Genomic DNA, 17,750 nt, shown 5'->3' with positions numbered 1-17,750 from the left:
TTCGGAAGAACGCGCTGCTGACCAGATGGTTCGTCAGGCCGGGTGGCCACATGGTCACTTGTTGCCTTCCCCAGCCGCCGCCCTTGGCGATATCAGATTCGCGAACAGCCGATACGCTCCCGGCACCCCCGCCGGCAACTGCCGGAAGAAGCTGATCCCCGTATAGATGAACCGTCCCTTGCCATGGTCCGCCACGATCAGCGCGCCGTTCAGCGGTTCTTCGCCGGGGTCGTTCCATGCGATCAGGGGCGTGTAGTGGGTGCCGAAGTCGGTGGCGAAGTAGAGGCCGCGTTCCTGCACCCAGCCTTCGAAGTCAGCGGCGGTGATGGTGTTCGGTGTATTGAGCAATGCGTGCTTGGGATCGAGGAAGGTGGGCGGCGCTTCCTCCACGGTGACACGTCCGCGACCGATGGTGAAGGGATGCGGCCCCAGCGTGGCGGGATCGATCTGGAAATCGCTGGCGCCGGAGAAGAAGCGCGGCGTGGTGTTGTACTGCACGATGAGCGTGCCGCCCTCCTCCACGTAGCGCAGCAGCAGCGGGTGCAGCTCCTTCATGCCCTTGGTGGCGTTGTAGGCGCGGATGCCGGTGACGATGGCGTCGTACTTCTTCAGCTCCTCCAGCTTGGCTGAAGCGGGTTCGATGAACTCCACCACCACACCCAGTTGCTCCATGGCCTGCGGCACTTCATCGCCCGCGCCCTTCACGTAGCCCACGCGTTTGGCGGTGGACTTCACATCCAGCGGCACCAGCTTCACCTCGGCGGGCGTGTAGTACACCTGGGGCATGATATGCGGGTAGTCGATCTCGTGCAGCGTGCGATCGGCCTTCCCCTTCGGCCCGCTGAACTCGAACTTCACCGGACCACCTTTCGCGTTGGCTGATGGCATCAACTGAAAGGTGAAGCCCTGCCGCTCGTTGCGCTTGGCGATGTGTACCAGCTTCAGGTCCTTGGTGGTGCCCCAGCCTTCGGGCAGCGTCACGTTCAACTGACCGGTGAGGCTGTCGGTGAGCGCCTCCACCTCCACGGTGATGCTCTGCGTGCCGCCAGTGGCGATGAGCACATCGCTCTTCGGGATCACCGAAGCCACGGGCGTGACGTACACCGGGCGGATGCGCTCACCGGCCACGCGGTCGACCCATTTGTGCATGGGGGAAAGTCCGCTGCGGATGGGAGCTGCGCCAGGGATCACGATATCCATTTGTCCGTACAAATTGCCTGGCAGGATCGGCATTCCGATGTAGGCGGCATCGGTTGGAACATGAAGGTCGCCGTGCGACAGGTCAAGCCAGTAGGGCATGTCTGGCACATCAAGCGTTCGTGGGTCTGACATCTTCCGCTCCACTTTCCCCCATGGCGGAACGGTGACCGGCTGGCGATCCGGTTCCCGGAAGCCAACGACGATATTCCGTACCTCGTAACCGAGCCCCCCACGATCCACCGCCTGGAGGTCGTAGGTGGTGGCATCACCGCCTGCGATGGTTCCCGACGGAAGAAGGGATTCCACCACCATGCCGGAGCAGACCCTCAAGAGTTCCTCCAACTGCAATGAGACCTTGCGTTCGAGTTTGGAGTTCTTGGGTCGATCGACCGCTTGCCTGATCCGCTCCAACGCAGCGATGCTCTTCGATGGATCCTTGAGATCGAAGGCCGACATCATCTCCGTGATCGAACGCGCTATCTCGGGTCGCCCCACCCGCCCCCACGTCATGTCGATCCCCTCGAAGATGTCCTTCGTCTTCGGCCTGTCACCTTTTATCAGCTTGAGATACTCCAACGATTCCCCCCGCGTTTCCGCCGCGCCAAAGCCCTGGCTCTTGTGCATGCTGCGGCTGCGTCCGGCGATCTCCGTGTAGCTCAGGCCCAGCAGCGGGTCGTAGCCGCCCACGTCCACGCTGAACCAGTCGGGGTCGCTCTTCGCGATGTCGGCCAGGTCCTTCTTCCACCAAGTGCTGCCGTTGAAGAAGAGGCGGCGCGGCTGCCATGGTTCGAGGCCTTGTTCCAGTTGCTCAGGAAACGCCTTGGGATCACCGGCCAGGTCGAAGGCCTCCTCGGCGAGGATGGCGCTGGCCTCGTGGTGGCCGTGGCCCGCGCTGCGGTCGGGCGCGAAGCGGGTGATGATCACATCGGGCCGGAACATCCGGATCACGCGCACCACATCGCTCAGCACCTCCTGCTTGCCCCATTTATCAAAGCTTTCCGCAGCGGTCTTGCTATACCCAAAGTCCACCGCGCGGGTGAAGAATTGTTCCCCGCCGTCGATGCGGCGCGCTTCCATCAGCTCCTGCGTGCGGATGATGCCCAGCGCATCACCCAACTCGGGTCCGATGAGGTTCTGTCCGCCATCGCCACGCGTGAGGCTGAGGTTGCCGGTGCGCACCTTCTTGCCGTTGGCCAGCCAGGCGATCAGGCGGGTGTTCTCGTCGTCGGGATGCGCCACGATGTAGAGCACGCTGCCCAGCACGTTGAGCTTCTGCATGCGGTGCAGGATCTCCGCGGCGTGGGGCTGGGCGGGAGGGCGTTGCGGGAATACGCTTTGCGTGAAGCCAAGGAGTGCGACGATGGTAAGTCGTGCGCGAGAAAAGGCGTAGTGCATGTGCCGAAGGTAGAATGCGGGAGTGCGCTGCTGGCCTCTGGCTACTGGCCGATCCCGCCATGTGGGTCTTGAGGGGGCCAGTAGCCAGCAGCTAAAGGCGAATAGCCAGCAGCCAATGGCCAGCAGCTACCTTCGGAAAAACCGGACCACTATGAGAGACTTCACCAAACTGGAGATGTGGCAGCTGGGAATGGACATTGCCGTTGAAGTGACGGATATCCTTGAAACCATCCCAAATACGAAAGCCGGGTTCAAGATCCGGGACCAAGCAGACGACGCTGCATGTTCGATAGCATCCAACATTGCCGAGGGAAGCTCACGACGAAGCGAAAAGGAGAAATTCCGCTATTTCGAATATGCCTTGGGATCGGCCTTCGAACTACAGACACGCATGCTGATCCTTCAGCGTCGCAAGTATGTTGATGAAGCCGTAGTGAACAAATTTCTGGAGAAGGTCGTGACCGTTCAGAAGAAGATGGGTGCCTTCATGGGCGTACTCAATGCATAGGTTGATCGCTGCTGGCTATTGGCTGCGGCTGCCAGACTTGGGAGAACTTGGCCAGCAGCCAGTAGCCAGCATCGCATTCACACCACCTGCTCCGCCAGCACCTCGGCGATCTTCTCCTTGTAGCTGCGGCCGCTCACGATGCGTTCGTTGTTGGCCATGCTGAAGAGGAATTCGTTGTTGCCGCTGTAGCGCGTGTTGCGCACATGGGCCAGGTTCACGATGTAGCTGCGGTGGATGCGCAGGAAGCGCGCCGGGTCCAGGTCGGTCTCCACGGCGTTCATCGTCATGCGGTGCAGGAAGTGCCGGTCCTTCAACTGGAGGCTCAGGTAATTGCCCTCGGCCTTCAGGTAGACGATGTCATCCGTGCGCACGGTGTACTCGCGGCCTTTCTCGCGGATGATGAAACGCTCGGTGAACTCGTGGTTGGCATGCATGTGTTCGCGTACCAGGTCCATCAATTTGCCGGTGAGCTTCGTGCTCTGCCGCATCTCGATGAAACGCTTCGCCTTCTCCACTGAAGCGAAAAGGCGGTCGTCATCGAAGGGTTTCAGCAGGTAGTCCACGGCGTTCACATCGAAGGCCTTCAGGGCGTACTGGTCGTGCGCGGTGATGAAGACCACGAAGGGGACCGGGGTGCCACCGTTCTCGCGGTGCAGGTGCTCCATCACTTCGAAGCCGTTCATGCCGGGCATCTGCACATCCAGGAAGAGCAGGTCGGGCCGCCGGTCGCGCACGCGTTCCAGGGCTTCGGGTCCGCTGCCGCATTCGCCCAGCAGGTCGATGGCGGGTTCCTGTTCCAGCAATCGTGCGACACGCGCCCGAGCGGCGGGTTCATCATCCACGATGATCGTCCTGATGTGTTTCATGGGGTCCTGCGTTGTTCGATGGGCAGCATGATGTCGGCGATGAAGCCATTCCCGCCGGGTGAAGCGATCCTGAAGTCGGCGGCCTCGCCATAGAGCAGCCGCAATCGTTCGCGCACGTTGCGCAGGCCGATGCCGCCGTTGCTCATGGCCTTGTCGGTATCGGCACAGCCCTGGCCATCATCGCGTACGCTCAGCAGCAGGGTGCCGTTCCGGCGTTCGGCGGTGATGACGATCTCCACGCCACCGCGTATCGCGTCCGGTCCGTGCTTGATGGCGTTCTCCACCAGCGGCTGCAGCAGCATGCCCGGTACGTGCACATGCAGCACGGATGCCGGGATGTCGAAGCGCACACGCAACCGGTCGCGGAAACGCTCGCCCTCGATGCCGAGGTAGTCCTCCACATGCTCCAGTTCGCGTTCCAGGGTGATCGTGTCCTGCTGCGCCTTGTCCAGCGTTACGCGCAACAACCTGCCCAGACGGTTCAGCACCTTGCGCGCCGAGGCGACATTCTCGTCCATCAGCGCGCTCACGGTATTCAGCGTGTTGAAAAGGAAATGCGGCTGCAGTTGCTTGCGCAACGCGTTCAACTGTGTGGTCTGCAGCTCATGGCTGATGCGCAGCAGCTGCTCGTGCTCCTGACGGCGGAGGCGCGCGTTCTCCAGCGCCACCAGCACGCCCATGAGCACGCCGTATTCCATGGTGCGGCCGAAGATGCCCGGCGCCAGGGACTGGAAGGCCCAAGCGCGATAGAAGGGATCGCCGAAGTCGAACTCGCCCATGCTCTGCAGGATGGCGTAGTAGATGAAGGAGGTGACCACTTCATGCACCGCGGCGATGACCAGGGCCAGGCCCAGGTGCAGCGCGATGACGGGCGCCAGCGGCCGATGCGTGAAGGGCCAACGGCGCAGGATGCGATACACCACCGGGCACAGCAGCGCCCAGAAGAAGAAGTTGAGGTAGGGCACCGGGGCCTCGCGCCACCAATTGAAAGGCCCCAACTCCTTCAGGTCGCGGTAGACGAAGTGGTGCATGTAGGCCTGGAACAGGAAGAGCGTGGCCAGCACCCCCGCGGTGATCAGGATCGTCCGGTAGCGGACCGGTGTGCGTGGAGCGGGATCCATGGTCTTCTTTCTTCGGCACTGTGGACGGCCGCCGGCGGATCCGCGTGGGACCCTGCCGTGCGGACCGCCGAAACCGGCCGGCCGGGCGATGCGTCCAGTTACCCTCGTGCCGAGCGAAATGCCCTGGCCGGCGCGGGAACGAAACTACCGGGGTGCCCAGGGCCGCCCAAGATCATTCGGATGGACGGTCGGGGATGGGACGAACGGTGATGCCGGATGTTACAGACGGGCTGGACACAACAGGTGAAAAGGGCAAGGGTGGAAGGTGCGATGACAGCACCTTCCACCCTTGCACCTTGCACTTTCCGCCATCGGCTGGCGGCCTAGGTCATCCCCCGCCGAATGTGAAAGTGAACCCGTTCACGGTCACCGTCACCTGGTTGTTGCAACCGTTGCCGAAGTCGATCACACGTGCGGGCAGGCCTTGCGGCACGATCTCCTGCACACCGCTGATGATCCACGGGCAGCCGATCTCCACGCGCAGCGGCGTGGTGATCTGCACCGTGAAGGGCAGTCCGTTGCGGTTCACGCCGCTGCCGCCACCGGTGATCAGGTACACGTCGTCGAAGGGGTTCATGGTGCCCTCGCCTTCGATCCAGGTACGGGTGCGCTGGTAGTTGTGCGTGCTGGTCCAGCTGCCATCCGGGGCGGTCACCGTGCCTTGCACATTCACGGTGAAGAACGTGTGGCCATCACTGTTCGGGCCGGCGTTGGTCACCGTCTTGCTCCCCTGCAACAAGTGGTCATTGACGTGGTAGTCCTGCGGGGTGATGACGATCACCGTGCCCTGCTGGCCGTAAGGTCCTGTGAACGTGACGAAGAGTCTGCCACGGCGCTTCAGCCCATCGGTGCCCATGCAGTTCTCCGTGCCGAAGTCGATCGTCAGCGTGTGCGGCTCAGCCTGCAGGTCCAGGGCCACACTCACGGCGCAGGGCACATCACCCTCCTTGAAGGCGATCTCGCTCTGCTTGAGGGCGTCATTGAAGAAGAATTCCGCGCGGCTGTTGTCCACGGCCACGGTGTAGTCGCGGTCCACGGGATTGGAGGTGGTCTCCTTGCGGCAGGCAGTGAGCGCCAGGACCGCTGTGAAGGGCAGGATGAGAAGAGCTGTGCGCATGGGTCGCGGTGTTGATTCGAAGCTATGACGGCCAATGGCGTGCCGGGTTCGATCGGCACTATCGTTCGAGGGTCACGAAACTGAATCCGTGGGCATGCCGGTCGTCGGGCGGGTGGTAGGTGCGTCCGAGTTCCCGCCAGTCGGCGGGGTCGATCACGGGGAAGTGCGTGTCGCCGGCGATGTCGGCATGCACCAGCGTCAGATAGAGTCGCTGCACCAGGCCGCGCCGCATCGCTTCGTGGTAGATCTGGCCGCCGCCGATGAGGAAGACCTCCCGCTCGTCCGCCTGGCGGGCATGTTCCAACGCTTCATCCAGCGAACCCGTCACCACCGCTCCCGGCGCGTCATAGTCCGGGTTGCGCGTCACCACGATGTTCACACGGTCCTTCAGGGGGCGGTACTTCAGCGGTATGCTCTCGTAATTCTTCCGGCCGGTGATCACGTGGTGGCCGCGCGTCACCTGCTGGAAGTACTTCAGATCGTCCGGCAGGTGCCAGGGCAGGTCGCCGTCGATGCCGATGGTGCCGTTGTCCGCCACGGCCGCGATGGCACTGACGATCATACGCTCACGGCGGCCTTGATGTGCGGGTGCGGGTCGTAGTCCTTCAGCGTGAAGTGCTCGAAGCGGAAGGCGAAGAGGTCGGTGATGCCCGGGTCCAGCTCCATCTTCGGCAGGGGGCGACAGTCCCGCGTCAGTTGCAGTCTGGCCTGGTCCAGATGGTCGCTGTAGAGATGCACGTCACCGAAAGTGTGGACGAACTCGCCCGGCTTCAGACCGCACACCTGCGCCATCATCAAGGTGAGCAAGGCATAGCTGGCGATGTTGAAAGGCACGCCCAGGAAGGTGTCGGCGCTGCGCTGGTAGAGTTGGCAGCTCAATCTCCCTTCGGCCACATAGAACTGGAACAAGGCATGGCAGGGCGGCAGGGCCATGCGGTCCACGTCGGCCGGGTTCCATGCGGTGACGATCAACCGGCGGCTGTCCGGGTTCTTTTTGATCATCTCCACCACGTTGGCGATCTGGTCGATGGTGCGGCCATCGGGCGTGTGCCAGCTGCGCCATTGGTAGCCGTAGACCGGCCCCAGGTTACCGTCGGCATCGGCCCACTCGTCCCAGATCTTCACGCCGTTCTCTTGCAGGTATTTGATGTTGGTGTCGCCCGCCAGGAACCAGAGCAGCTCGTGGATGATGCTCTTCACATGCAGCTTCTTGGTGGTGAGCAGCGGGAAGCCATCGGCGAGATCGAAGCGCATCTGGTATCCGAAGCAGCTGAGGGTGCCCGTACCGGTGCGGTCGGTCTTGTTCGCCCCGTGATCCAGGATGTGGCGGAGGAGGTCGTGGTATTGGCGCATGTCGACCGCGAAGGTATCCCTCCGGATGGGCGGGCGTCACAACGGACCGGGTGCGATCAGCGCACGGTCACATTCTCCAGCACCGCCGGCATCCCCTTGCCACAGGCCCCGGAAGGTGCCCGCGAAGGCGTGTAGGTGAAGCGCAGTTTCACGCCATCCTTCAGCATCCGTTGGTCCAGGCCGATGGGCAGCAGGTAGGGGTCGGCCCGATCCGGCGGGTTGTCCAACAGGATCAGGTGCGGACAACCTTCCGCTTCGAAGGCCGTGGTGACGGTGCCGTGATGCATGCCTTCCGGCGCGCTTTCTTCCATGGCGTTGTTGCTGCTGCTGGCGGTCCCCTGCCGTTTGCCATTGCAGGCCACGAGCAGGATGATCAGCGTGGAGATGGTGAGGATGCGCATGGCTGCTCAATGTTCCACCAGGAAACGGGTCACCTTCTGGAAGTCGCCGCCACCGATGCGGGCGAAGTAGATGCCCGCGGCCAGCCCGGCCAGGTTCTCGCGCCCATTCCACGTGCCATCCGGTGCTTGTATGGCGCGGGAACGGATCAAACGCCCATCCATGCCGATGAGGTGGAGCTCCAACGCATGTGCGGTCGGGAGGCCTGTGGCCTGTACCAGTAATTCGCCATTCTGCGGCACGGCCACCATCGAAGGCGCGGCCACGGATTGTTGGTCCTCCACCGAGGTGAACATGTCCAGGTTGAAGGAGAAGATGCGCGTGCGCTGGCCCGAGGCCACGAGGAATTCACCGGTGAACCAGAAGGTGGTCCCATCCGGATCCAGCGACATGTGGCTGTAGTCGCCGTAGCGGTTGCTGCCGTTCTGTGCTCCCGTGCCGTTCTGCGCCACGGTCTCCACAAAGGTCATCTGGTCCAAGGGGTCGCCCGCCAGCCGGCCGGTGAAGCGCAGGCCGGGGTAGATGACCTGCGCCACATCGGTGTGCGAATAGGCCAGACCGATATTGCCCGCTTCGTCCATGGAAATGGAGGCCATCCAGCGGCTGCCGTTGTCCGGCGCCCAGGTGCCCTGCTGGTGTATGCTCCACACACCGTTGTTCGCGTCGCGCAGCTCATACCAACGGATGCCGGCATGCCCGCCACCGAGGTTCACCACGTGGCAGAGCATCAACGAACTGTGGGTCATGAAGCGCATGTGCTGGGCGCGGAAGTAGAAGATCTGGTGCACCGCATCCAGCTTCTGGTTGGTGCCGGGCTGCGAGATGTTGTTGAAGCCCTGCCCGAAGTTGGTGCTGAAGGGCTGCGTGGGCAGGGTCTGCGTCATCACCACGCTGGTGTTCGCCGGGGTGACCCAATTGGTGGTCATGCTGTAGATCTTGATGCGGTCCACCGGGACACCGTTCCAGGCGTCGTCCTCCAGGTTGAAGAAGTTGCAGGGTGTGCCGGCCGGCGGCAACGGGCCATCGGCATCGGCGGGCAGCACGCTGCGGAATCCGGCCGTGCCCAATTGCGGCGCGCTCAACGTGATGATGCGCGCGCCGGGGTCGCCGGCCAGCATCAGGTCGCGTTCCATCACACAGGCCGTGTGGTTGCTGTTGGAGGTCATGTAGTAGCCGTCCCACCAGATGGAATACTTCGGATAATCGGGGAATTGGTTGACCGAGAACATGTACGCGTGGTACTGCCCCGCGGGGTTGTTCGTCACACTGATCGCCACCAGGATGCGGTTGGGGTTGAATTGGAATTGGGAGATGAACCAGCGGTCGGCATGCCGGTCGTACATCACGATGGGGTCGCCGTAGTTGCCCGTGCCGGGCCAGAAGCTGGCCAGGGTGAAAGGACCGGCCACGCCCTGGCCGGTCTTGTTGTAGATCCGCACCGACAGGTTCACGGCCTGCACATAGTGCTCGGGCCCGGCGGCGCCGGATGGATCGGGTGGTTGGGCCGATCCGTTCTGGCCTTGGAAGTTCACGATCGGGTTGCGCGTAGCGCGGAACGGCGGTGCGGTCTGCAACGCGGGGTCCATCCCCAGTGGAAGCGCGTTGGGGTTCACCGCCTCGTTGGACATGCGCTTGTTGAAGACCTCGCGCGGCTTCTTCAGTGATCGCGACATCTCCTCATCCACCACGGGCCATTCCGTCGCCGGCGGGGTGAGCTGGTAGCTCACGGCGGTGGCCACCTGCACTTCCTGCCCCAGGGCATTGATGAAGGTCTCTATCCCTTCGGGCAGGTCGTGCTGCTGGGCCGGGGCACAAAGGGTGAGGAACAGGAAGGGCAGTGCGAGGAGGGGTCGGAAGGACATGGCTGGTCGGTACTGGTTCATCCTGCAATGTACCTGTTCCGGAAGAACCCGGTGTCAGGTCCTGTCGCCGGTGACCACCACGGTATTCTCCGCCTTGTAGCCCGGCAATGCCGCCAGCAGCTTGTCGCGCATGCGCTCGTAATAGCTCTTGCGGTCGATGGTGTAGGCGATGAGGTAGCCGATCACCGCCGCGTACATCAACTGGAAGATGGCGCTGTGCCGGTCGGTCATCTCCAACACCAGTATGGCGCTGGTGAAGGGCGATCGCGTCACGCCGGTGAGGAAGGCCGTCATGCCGGCGAGCACCAGCAGATTGAACTGCCCGCGATTCCCCGCGAAGCCCAGCATTTCCGTGAGCCAGCCACCGATGGCGGCCCCTGCGGCGAGCGATGGCGCGAAGATGCCGCCCGCGCCACCGGCGGAACTGGTGAACAGCGGGCCCAGCATGCGCGCGGCCACGTCACGCCCGCTGGCGCCCACATCGCTTGCGAAGAGATAACGCTCCAACACGCCTTTGCCGGACCCCACGGCCTGCATGCCGATGAAGTGCACCACCAGCGCGAAGAGCAGGGCGCAGCCGATGGCGAAGAGCGCGTGCGCGACGAAGCCTTTCAGCGAGCGGCGCAGCTTGTCCACGGCCAGAAGTAAACGGCAGAATACGGCGCCGGCCAGGCCCGCCACCGCGGCGATCGCCAGGATCTTGTACATGAAGGAGAAGGTGGCGGGCTGCAGTTTGGGATAGCCCAGGAAGAGGTAGGGGCCCAGCAGCCATTGCGCCGTCATGCCACTGATGATCACCGCCGTGAGCACCGCCGTGCGGAATTGCGCGATGTGCGTCTTGGTCAGTTCCTCCACGGCGAAGACGATCCCGCCCAGCGGCGTGTTGAAGGCGGCGCTCAATCCGGCCGCGCCCCCGGTGATCATCATCACGCGGCGGCTCACACGCGGCCAGAAGGGCGGCAACACCTTGTGCACGGCGCGGTAGATGCTGCCGGCGATCTGCAGCGTGGGTCCTTCGCGGCCCGCGGCACCGCCACCGAAGACCAGCGCCAGACTCGCGGTGATCTTCACCAGGATGATGCGCACATTGAGGAAGCGCCACGACGCGTCACGCTTCTTCTCCGTGGCCACTTCGATCGCGGCCATCAATTGCGGGATGCCGCTGCCGCCGGCCAGCGGGGCGAAGCGCCGCACCACGAACCAGGAGACCAGAAAGCCCAATGGTGCCGTGGCGAAGATCCAGCGCGGGTCCTGTTCCAAAAGGGCCATGTTGCGCGCTTCCATCCAATGGAAGAGCTTGGCGTAGCCCACGGCCACCAGGGCGGTGAGCACGGCGGCCACCTGGTAGGGCAGGGCCAGCAGCACCAGTTCGCGCGCACGGCTCTGGATCAGCCATTGCCGCACACGCTCCAGTCCGCCGGAGATGTACTTGACCGCGCGGTCCGTGATCTCGTCGAAACGGTTGGCGGACATGGGGGCCAAATGTAGACCCCGTGTTCAAGTCGATCGGGCACGCGTACCGCCAGCGTATGCGGGGTATTCCGGTTTCAGGCCGCGCAGTCTGGCCAACGGCGCCAGCACTGCGAACACGATGCGCTGGACCCACACTGGCGGCGATGCGAGGCGATACTCGGCGGCGAAGCGGGGCAGCAACAGGCTGGCTTGCGGCAGCGTGGGGGTGCCCTGGGCCGTGCACTTGCCATCGGCGGCCAGACCGAACGCGTTGCGGAGGAAGGCTTCCGTGCGCAAGGCGGGCCGCGTTTCCCAATGCACTACCGCCACTTCGCGGCCAGCGTTCCACATGTTGTGCACCACGCCTGCGGGGATGTGCAGCGTTTCGCCCTTGCGGTATACCCGCGAAGCGCCTTCCATCCGCACCGTGATCTCGCCCTGCTCCACGCGGAAGTCCTCGCGCTGCGCAGGGTGGAAGTGCGGCGAGGGTGGCAGGCTGCCTGGCCGCAAGGTGCTGCGCATCACCAGCAGTTCTCCACCGGTGTCCTCGCCACCGCGCAGTATCTCCAGTTCCTGACCGGTGATCGGGTTCCGCATCGGCGTGTTCATGGCGCACAGGGTCAAGCGCTGATATTCTGAATGCACGCTACTTCACGCTTCGACGACCTGCCCTCCGATCACTCGCCCAACCTGGCCAGGTCCACCAACGCGAAGCGGTAGCCCGTGCCGCGGTCGTAGAGTTTCACCAAGGCACGCATACCGTCAGGCTCCAGCAACATGCCCATGGGACAGGGCACAAAGTCGTCCGTCATCAACAGCGCTGTGCCTTCGCGCACCGGCTTGCCGCTGTCGTCGATCAGGGCCGCGCGCAACACCTGTGGTTCGGCGGGCGCATCACCCCGCCCACTGGCGCCCTCGCTGCCCGCACGTAAGATGGCCTCGTAGCCCTTCGGTGTCTGGCCGTGGAAGAGCCATGTGCCTTCCGGGCGGCGCATGGCCACCGTCCCATGGTATTGCGGTCCGGCGGTGGTCAGCAACGCGCGCGGCGATTCGCGCTGCCAGGTGATGCTGTCGTTGGTGCCCACATGGCCCATGCGCACATGTCCGCTCAAATGGCGGATGGCGATGGCGTCGGCCATCTGCAACTGGAACATCGGATCGAGAAAGGTCTCCACCACATGCAGGCCACCGTCCGGCACGGCCCACAACGCTACGATGTCGTTCGCCACCTTGGCCGTGCGCGGCAGGGGCTTGCGCGGATCGGCCGCCGGATCACCGAAGGCCATGAGCTTCGTCTTGCGGATGCTCGGCAGGCGCTGTGCGGTGATGGGCGTGGGCTTCAGCTTCGGTTCCTTCAGATCGAATTGCACGATCATGCCGGGCAGTCCGGTGAGCGCGCCGTAGCGCAGGGCCATGGCGATGCGCCCATCGCCGCGGGGCAGGATGCGCGCACTGCTCACAAAACCTTTCTCCAGCAGCACATGCCGCGCTTCGCGACCCTGCGCGGAGATCACACTCAGGTGCAGTTCGTGGCAGTTCTTGTCACCGAGTTGTTCCTCGCTCTTGCACTGGAAGAGGTAGGTGAGCACGTGGATGGTTCCCCCATCATCCACCGCGATCTGGTGGATGGTGCTCTTGTTGTCGGCGAAAGGCAGCTCCACCGCACCTTCCCATTGCACGCGCAGGTCGCTGTCCAGGCAGGCGAAGGCGAAGCGCTTGTTGCCCTTGCCCTTGTGGCTGTGGTGGCTCAGCAGGTGGAGTTTTCCGTCCGGCGATGATACCAGCCGCTCCTGCTGCGCGTAGGCCAGACCGCGTGTGAAGAGGATCGGATCGGGCAGGGGCCGCGCCACCATGGTGTTGGAAGGGTCGTTCGCATAGGGCAACTCGAAGGTGGCCAGGCGGCGTATCGCTTCCACGGCCAGCGCACCGCCGGTGGAAATGGCCGCCACTCCGAAGACGCTCTCCTTCTTGTTGCTGCTCACGAACAGGCAGCGCATGCTGTTGCCCGACACGATCGGCGTCACGGCCGTCCACTTCAAGCCATCGGCGACGATGTCCTTCAACACCAGTTCCTCCGTGGGCCGCAATTGCGCATCGAGCCGCACCACCTTCGGCGTAAGGCCTTCTTCCACGAAGAGGATGTGCCGGCCATCGGCGGCGAAGATCCCATCCACCACGGTGAAGAGATCGCCGGAGGAACCTTTCAATGTTTTGGTGAACGGCTCGCCCATCTGGACGAGCGTGGCTTGCGCACAGGCGATCGCGGTGATGACCGGGAACGTGCAGAGTAGCAGGAAGCGGTGGAGCATGACGGGCAGGGTAGGGCAGGTGAAAGTAACCTGAAGGGTGCCTCCCTTCGCCCTCACACCAACATCCCCACGATCGTTGCGCTGAGCAGACTCGCCAGCGTGCCGCCCAACAACGCGCGGAAACCGAATTCGCTGAGCCATTGCCGCTTGCCCGGCGCCAGCGAACCGATGCCGCCGATCTGGATGCCGATGCTGGCGAAATTGGCGAAGCCGCACAGCATGTAGGTGGCCATCACGATGCTGCGTTGGTAGGCGAAGGCGTTGGAGGCCTTCAGTCGCGCCAGGCTTTCGTAACCCACGAATTCGCTGGCGATGACCTTTTCGCCCACCAAGCGCCCGACCAAGGTGATGTCTTCGCCGGCCACACCGATCAACCACATCAGCGGTGCGAAGAGGTGGCCCAGGATGAACTCGAGTGTGAGGCCTTTGTAGTTGCCGTTGGTGGCCGAGGCGATCAGCGGGTTCAGGCTCGTCCAGTCGCCGATCTTGACGAAGACGAAGTTGAACAGCGCGATGAAGGCGAAGAACACCAGCAGCATGGCACCCACGTTCACCGCCAGCTTCAGGCCCTCGGTGGTGCCCTTGCTCAGCGCATCGAGGAAGTTGCTGCCCACCACCTCGTCGCTCACCTCCATGCGCTGGTCCACGGTTTCGGTCTGCGGGTACAGGATCTTGGCCACCACCACGGCCCCTGGGGCGGCCATCACGCTGGCGGTGAGCAGGTGTTTGGCGAAGAAGAGGCGCAGCACGGGGTCGTCACCGCCGAGGAAACCCACGTAGGCCGCGAGCACGCCGCCCGCCACGGTGGCCATGCCGGCGGTCATCACCAGGAAGATCTCCGAGCGGTTCATCTTCTCCAGGTAGGCCTTCACCATCAGCGGCGCTTCGGTCTGGCCCAGGAAGATGTTGCCGGCGGTACTTAGGCTTTCGGCACCGCTGAGCTTCATGGTCTTGTTCAGCGCCCAGGCCAGCGCGTACACCACCTTTTGGATGATGCCCAGGTAGAAGAGCACGCTGGTGAGCGCGCTGAAGAAGATGATGGTGGGGAGGATCTGCAGGGCGAAGATGAAGCCGAAGCTGTTCACGTCCATCAGGTCGCGGAAGAGGAACACGCTGCCGATGCGCGTGAAGTCCAGCACCTTCACGAAGATCTTGCCCACGAACTCGAACACGTCCTGCACACCAGGCACGAAAAGGATGCTGAGCGCAAGGGCGAACTGGATGGTGAGTCCAATGCCCACCACGCGCCAGTTCACCTGCCTGCGTTTGGCGCTGAAGAGCCAGGCGATGGCGATGAGGCAGGCCATGCCCAGCGCACCGCGCAGGATGCTCTCGATGCCCGGACCGGAAAGCGGAAGTGGTACTTCACCACCCTGCGCGAAGGTGGACAGTGGCCATAGGGCAGCGAACGTGAGGAGCGGACGCAGGGACATGGGGTCTCGGCTGGAGCGGCAAGGTCGGCAACAGCTTCGGTCCGGCCAAGGGGTTGTCAGTTGTCTGTGCGGTCTACCCAACTGCCAACTGCCAACCGCCAACTAATTCGTCTGCTCCCGCCGCTTGATCTCGTCGCGGAGCTTGGAGGCCCGCTCGTAATCCTCGTTCTCGAGCGCTTCCTGCAACAGGGTCTGCAGTTCCTCCACGCTCATGGAGGCGGGCTGTTTGTCGGTCTTCTCCTGGGCGGCCTGTTCCTCGGCCTCTTCACCCTCCTCCACCTTCAGGCCAGCGGCGCCAAGGATGAACTCATAGGTGAAGATGGGGCAGGCGAAGCGCAGGGCCAGGGCGATGGCGTCGCTGCTCCGCGCGTCGATCTCCACCTCATGGCCCTCCTGTTCCACCACCAGCTTGGCGTGGAAGATCCCCTCCACCAGGTCGTTGATGATGACCTCCTTCAGCGTGAAGCCAAGGGTCTCGGCCACGTTCTTGAACAGGTCGTGGGTGAGGGGCCGGGCGGGCTTGATGTTCTCCACCTGGATGGCGATGGCCTGGGCCTCCACCCCGCCGATGATGATGGGCAGGCGGCGGTCGCCTTCCGTTTCGCTGAGGATCAGGGCATAGGCCCCTGCGTGCGTGTGGCTGTACGTGATGCGCAGGAAGCGCAGCTCGACCTTCTCCATGCTTTTCGTGGCGGGCCGTGAAGGTAGGGGTTGGGGAGCAGTTGTCAGGGGTTGGTTGTCCGTTGTCAGTTGTCTGGTGATGGACGCTCGCCGTTGAGGTCCCGACAAATGCCGGTGGCCTGTGGACCGCACTACGCCGACATCAACGCACCCACCTTACCGACCGCAACTTCTGACAACCGACAACTGACAACTAACGCTCGGCATTCAACTTCTTCGCCGCCTCCACCAGCTTGGGCAGGACCTGGAAGGCGTCGCCCACGATGCCATAGTCGGCGGCCTTGAAGAAGGGGGCCTCGGGGTCGTTGTTGATCACGCAGATCACCTTGCTCTGGTTCACCCCGGCCAGGTGCTGGATGGCGCCGCTGATACCGATGGCGATGTAGAGGTTGGGGCGGATGGCCACGCCGGTCTGCCCCACGTGCTCGTGGTGCGGGCGCCAGTGCATGTCGGCCACCGGGCGGCTGCAGGCCGTGGCGGCACCCAGCTCCTTGGCGAGCTCCTCCACCGGCCCCCAATTCTCGGGTCCCTTCAGGCCTCGGCCGGCGCTCACCACCAGTTCAGCTTCCGGCAGGGGGATGCCGCTGCCGGCTTTGCGCAACTCCTTCACCGTGATACGCGCGCGGCCGAGGTCGCCGGTGTATTCCTCCACGGTGGCCGTGCCTTCGCCCTTGCCGATGGCGATGCTGTTGGGCATCATGCTCAGCACCTTCACGGGGCTGGTCACCTCCACCCAGGCGCGGGCCTTGCCACTGAACACGTTGCGGCGGAACCTGCCGTCCTCGGGGAGTGCGGTCACCCCGGCCACATGCCCGGCTTTGAGGCGCGCGGCCACGCGCGGGGCCACGGCGCGGCCGGTGGCGTCATGCACGCAAACGATGGTGTTGGCGCCCTCCTTGCCGGCCACATCGCACACCAGCTTGGTCAGCTGCTGTCCGTCCACAGCCTTCACGCCGCGGGCCACGATGACCTTGCCCGCCCCGTTCGCGCCCAAGGCCTCCAGACCCTGTGCATCACCGAAGGTCACGGCGGTCACGTTGCCGCCGGCGAGCTGGCTGGCGTAGGTCACGGCTTCCTGTGCCGCCTTGGGGAGTTTTTCTCCGCGGGTGTCGATGAATACGATGGTGCTCATGCTCAGTTGTCAGTTGTCTGTTGATCGTTGTCCGTTGTCCGTTGTCAGTCGATCCAGTTCGCAGAAGCCCGCCTCTCGTATAGCACCGACAACTGAGAACCAACAACTGGGAACCACATGTCCTGATCAGATCACTTTCGCTTCGGTGTGCAGCAGTTCGATCAGCTTGCCAGCTTCCTCGGCGGGGATCATTTTCACGGCACCCTTGGGTGGGGGCAGCTCGAATTTCACGGTGCGGGCCACCTCGGCGGCTTCCACGGGGGGCACCACGTTCAAAGGCTTGGTGCGGGCGGCCATGATGCCGCGCATGTTGGGGATGCGCTGCTCGGCCATGCCCTTGGCGGCACCAAGGACCATGGGCAGCTTCACCTCCAGCACCTCCACGCCGCCGGGCACATCGCGCTCCACGGTGGCGGTATCGCCGGCCACCTCCAGCTTGCTGGCCAAGGGCACATAAGGGAGGTCCAGCAGTTCGGCCGTCATGGCCCCCACCTGGCCGCCGTTGTGGTCAATGGTCTCCTTGCCGGCCAGGACCAGATCGAAGCCCTTGTCCTTCGCATAGGCCGCCACCTGCTGGGCCACCTGCATGGCGTCGGTGGGCTGGGCATCCACCCGCACGGCCTCGTCGGCGCCGATGGCCAGGCCCTTGCGGATGGTGGCGTCGGTGTCGGCGCCGCCCACGGTGATGGTGGTGACGCTGCCACTGCCAGCGGCTTCCTTCAATTCCAGTGCCCGCACCAGGGCATACCACTCATCGTAGGGATTCACGATGAAGGTGACCCCATTGGCGTCGTACTGGGTGTCGTTGTTGGTGAAGGCGATGCGGGCCGTGGTGTCCGGCACCTGGCTGAGAAGGACGAGGATCTTCATCGATCGGGGAACGTTGCACGCATGACCTTGTTCGTCATACGATCCAGTGGAT

At 63.7% G+C, this 17,750-nt stretch carries 16 protein-coding genes; 1 reads left to right on the top strand and 15 read right to left on the bottom strand.

Going from position 1 to position 17,750, the window contains the following annotated elements; translation table 11 throughout:
- Positions 1 to 54: 54 nt before the first annotated feature.
- Entirely contained in the window at positions 55 to 2,595 is a 2,541-nt protein-coding gene (locus KIT10_08680; GenBank protein ID MCW5899333.1) for a PIG-L family deacetylase, read from the bottom strand.
- Positions 2,596 to 2,746: 151 nt separating this feature from the next.
- Here KIT10_08680 and KIT10_08675 point away from each other — a divergent pair, with 151 nt between their 5' ends.
- Positions 2,747 to 3,103 carry a four helix bundle protein gene (locus tag KIT10_08675; protein MCW5899332.1) on the top strand — a complete coding sequence of 119 codons (357 nt, stop codon included), beginning with the start codon at positions 2,747 to 2,749 and terminating at the stop codon, positions 3,101 to 3,103.
- Positions 3,104 to 3,180: 77 nt separating this feature from the next.
- On the opposite strand, the gene KIT10_08670 is transcribed toward KIT10_08675, so the two are convergent.
- From KIT10_08670 to KIT10_08605, 14 genes are all read right to left on the bottom strand, one after another.
- The gene (locus KIT10_08670) at positions 3,181 to 3,969 is read right to left on the bottom strand and encodes a response regulator transcription factor (GenBank protein MCW5899331.1); all 789 of its coding nucleotides are present in this window, start codon (positions 3,967 to 3,969) and stop codon (positions 3,181 to 3,183) included.
- A complete protein-coding gene (locus KIT10_08665; GenBank protein MCW5899330.1) occupies positions 3,966 to 5,090 on the bottom strand; it encodes a histidine kinase in 1,125 nt (374 codons plus the stop codon). The genes KIT10_08670 and KIT10_08665 overlap by 4 nt, the downstream gene beginning before the upstream one ends.
- A gap of 328 nt (positions 5,091 to 5,418) precedes the next feature.
- Positions 5,419 to 6,207 carry a hypothetical protein gene (locus KIT10_08660; protein MCW5899329.1) on the bottom strand — a complete coding sequence of 263 codons (789 nt, stop codon included), beginning with the start codon at positions 6,205 to 6,207 and terminating at the stop codon, positions 5,419 to 5,421.
- A 58-nt stretch (positions 6,208 to 6,265) separates the two neighbouring features.
- On the bottom strand, positions 6,266 to 6,769 hold the full coding sequence (locus KIT10_08655) for a dihydrofolate reductase (GenBank protein MCW5899328.1): 504 nt from the start codon (positions 6,767 to 6,769) through the stop codon (positions 6,266 to 6,268).
- On the bottom strand, positions 6,766 to 7,560 hold the full coding sequence (locus KIT10_08650) for a thymidylate synthase (GenBank protein MCW5899327.1): 795 nt from the start codon (positions 7,558 to 7,560) through the stop codon (positions 6,766 to 6,768). Before KIT10_08650 ends, KIT10_08655 begins: the two co-directional genes overlap by 4 nt.
- A 56-nt stretch (positions 7,561 to 7,616) precedes the next feature.
- Positions 7,617 to 7,961, bottom strand: a complete 345-nt coding sequence (locus KIT10_08645; protein ID MCW5899326.1) for a hypothetical protein — start codon at positions 7,959 to 7,961, stop codon at positions 7,617 to 7,619.
- A gap of 6 nt (positions 7,962 to 7,967) precedes the next feature.
- Positions 7,968 to 9,821, bottom strand: a complete 1,854-nt coding sequence (locus KIT10_08640) for a T9SS type A sorting domain-containing protein (GenBank protein MCW5899325.1) — start codon at positions 9,819 to 9,821, stop codon at positions 7,968 to 7,970.
- 54 nt (positions 9,822 to 9,875) lie between these two features.
- Positions 9,876 to 11,294, bottom strand: a complete 1,419-nt coding sequence (locus KIT10_08635; GenBank protein ID MCW5899324.1) for a chloride channel protein — start codon at positions 11,292 to 11,294, stop codon at positions 9,876 to 9,878.
- Positions 11,295 to 11,318: 24 nt separating this feature from the next.
- Positions 11,319 to 11,882: a cupin domain-containing protein gene (locus KIT10_08630; protein MCW5899323.1), complete on the bottom strand. Its 564-nt coding sequence runs from the start codon at positions 11,880 to 11,882 to the stop codon at positions 11,319 to 11,321.
- Between the two features lie 68 nt (positions 11,883 to 11,950).
- On the bottom strand, positions 11,951 to 13,582 hold the full coding sequence (locus tag KIT10_08625; protein ID MCW5899322.1) for a hypothetical protein: 1,632 nt from the start codon (positions 13,580 to 13,582) through the stop codon (positions 11,951 to 11,953).
- A 53-nt stretch (positions 13,583 to 13,635) separates the two neighbouring features.
- The gene (locus tag KIT10_08620) at positions 13,636 to 15,015 is read right to left on the bottom strand and encodes a Na+ dependent nucleoside transporter (protein ID MCW5899321.1); all 1,380 of its coding nucleotides are present in this window, start codon (positions 15,013 to 15,015) and stop codon (positions 13,636 to 13,638) included.
- Positions 15,016 to 15,117: 102 nt separating this feature from the next.
- The gene (locus tag KIT10_08615) at positions 15,118 to 15,696 is read right to left on the bottom strand and encodes a bifunctional nuclease family protein (protein ID MCW5899320.1); all 579 of its coding nucleotides are present in this window, start codon (positions 15,694 to 15,696) and stop codon (positions 15,118 to 15,120) included.
- A gap of 193 nt (positions 15,697 to 15,889) precedes the next feature.
- Complete coding sequence (locus KIT10_08610; protein MCW5899319.1) at positions 15,890 to 16,828, bottom strand: electron transfer flavoprotein subunit alpha/FixB family protein; 939 nt, start codon at positions 16,826 to 16,828, stop codon at positions 15,890 to 15,892.
- A gap of 126 nt (positions 16,829 to 16,954) precedes the next feature.
- Positions 16,955 to 17,698: an electron transfer flavoprotein subunit beta/FixA family protein gene (locus KIT10_08605; GenBank protein ID MCW5899318.1), complete on the bottom strand. Its 744-nt coding sequence runs from the start codon at positions 17,696 to 17,698 to the stop codon at positions 16,955 to 16,957.
- Positions 17,699 to 17,750: the final 52 nt, after the last annotated feature.

The organism is Flavobacteriales bacterium (assembly GCA_026129465.1).
GTDB lineage: Bacteria > Bacteroidota > Bacteroidia > Flavobacteriales_F > PHOS-HE28 > PHOS-HE28.
Note: the sequence above shows the minus strand (reverse complement) of the source record. Positions and strands in the feature narration are given on the sequence as shown.

Coding starts and splice junctions, on each gene's coding strand:
- KIT10_08680 (MCW5899333.1), bottom strand. CDS start 2,595: ATGCACTACGCCTTTTCTCGCGCACGACTTACCATCGTCGCACTCCTT.
- KIT10_08675 (MCW5899332.1), top strand. CDS start 2,747: ATGAGAGACTTCACCAAACTGGAGATGTGGCAGCTGGGAATGGACATT.
- KIT10_08670 (MCW5899331.1), bottom strand. CDS start 3,969: ATGAAACACATCAGGACGATCATCGTGGATGATGAACCCGCCGCTCGG.
- KIT10_08665 (MCW5899330.1), bottom strand. CDS start 5,090: ATGGATCCCGCTCCACGCACACCGGTCCGCTACCGGACGATCCTGATC.
- KIT10_08660 (MCW5899329.1), bottom strand. CDS start 6,207: ATGCGCACAGCTCTTCTCATCCTGCCCTTCACAGCGGTCCTGGCGCTC.
- KIT10_08655 (MCW5899328.1), bottom strand. CDS start 6,769: ATGATCGTCAGTGCCATCGCGGCCGTGGCGGACAACGGCACCATCGGC.
- KIT10_08650 (MCW5899327.1), bottom strand. CDS start 7,560: ATGCGCCAATACCACGACCTCCTCCGCCACATCCTGGATCACGGGGCG.
- KIT10_08645 (MCW5899326.1), bottom strand. CDS start 7,961: ATGCGCATCCTCACCATCTCCACGCTGATCATCCTGCTCGTGGCCTGC.
- KIT10_08640 (MCW5899325.1), bottom strand. CDS start 9,821: ATGTCCTTCCGACCCCTCCTCGCACTGCCCTTCCTGTTCCTCACCCTT.
- KIT10_08635 (MCW5899324.1), bottom strand. CDS start 11,294: ATGTCCGCCAACCGTTTCGACGAGATCACGGACCGCGCGGTCAAGTAC.
- KIT10_08630 (MCW5899323.1), bottom strand. CDS start 11,882: ATGAACACGCCGATGCGGAACCCGATCACCGGTCAGGAACTGGAGATA.
- KIT10_08625 (MCW5899322.1), bottom strand. CDS start 13,582: ATGCTCCACCGCTTCCTGCTACTCTGCACGTTCCCGGTCATCACCGCG.
- KIT10_08620 (MCW5899321.1), bottom strand. CDS start 15,015: ATGTCCCTGCGTCCGCTCCTCACGTTCGCTGCCCTATGGCCACTGTCC.
- KIT10_08615 (MCW5899320.1), bottom strand. CDS start 15,696: ATGGAGAAGGTCGAGCTGCGCTTCCTGCGCATCACGTACAGCCACACG.
- KIT10_08610 (MCW5899319.1), bottom strand. CDS start 16,828: ATGAGCACCATCGTATTCATCGACACCCGCGGAGAAAAACTCCCCAAG.
- KIT10_08605 (MCW5899318.1), bottom strand. CDS start 17,698: ATGAAGATCCTCGTCCTTCTCAGCCAGGTGCCGGACACCACGGCCCGC.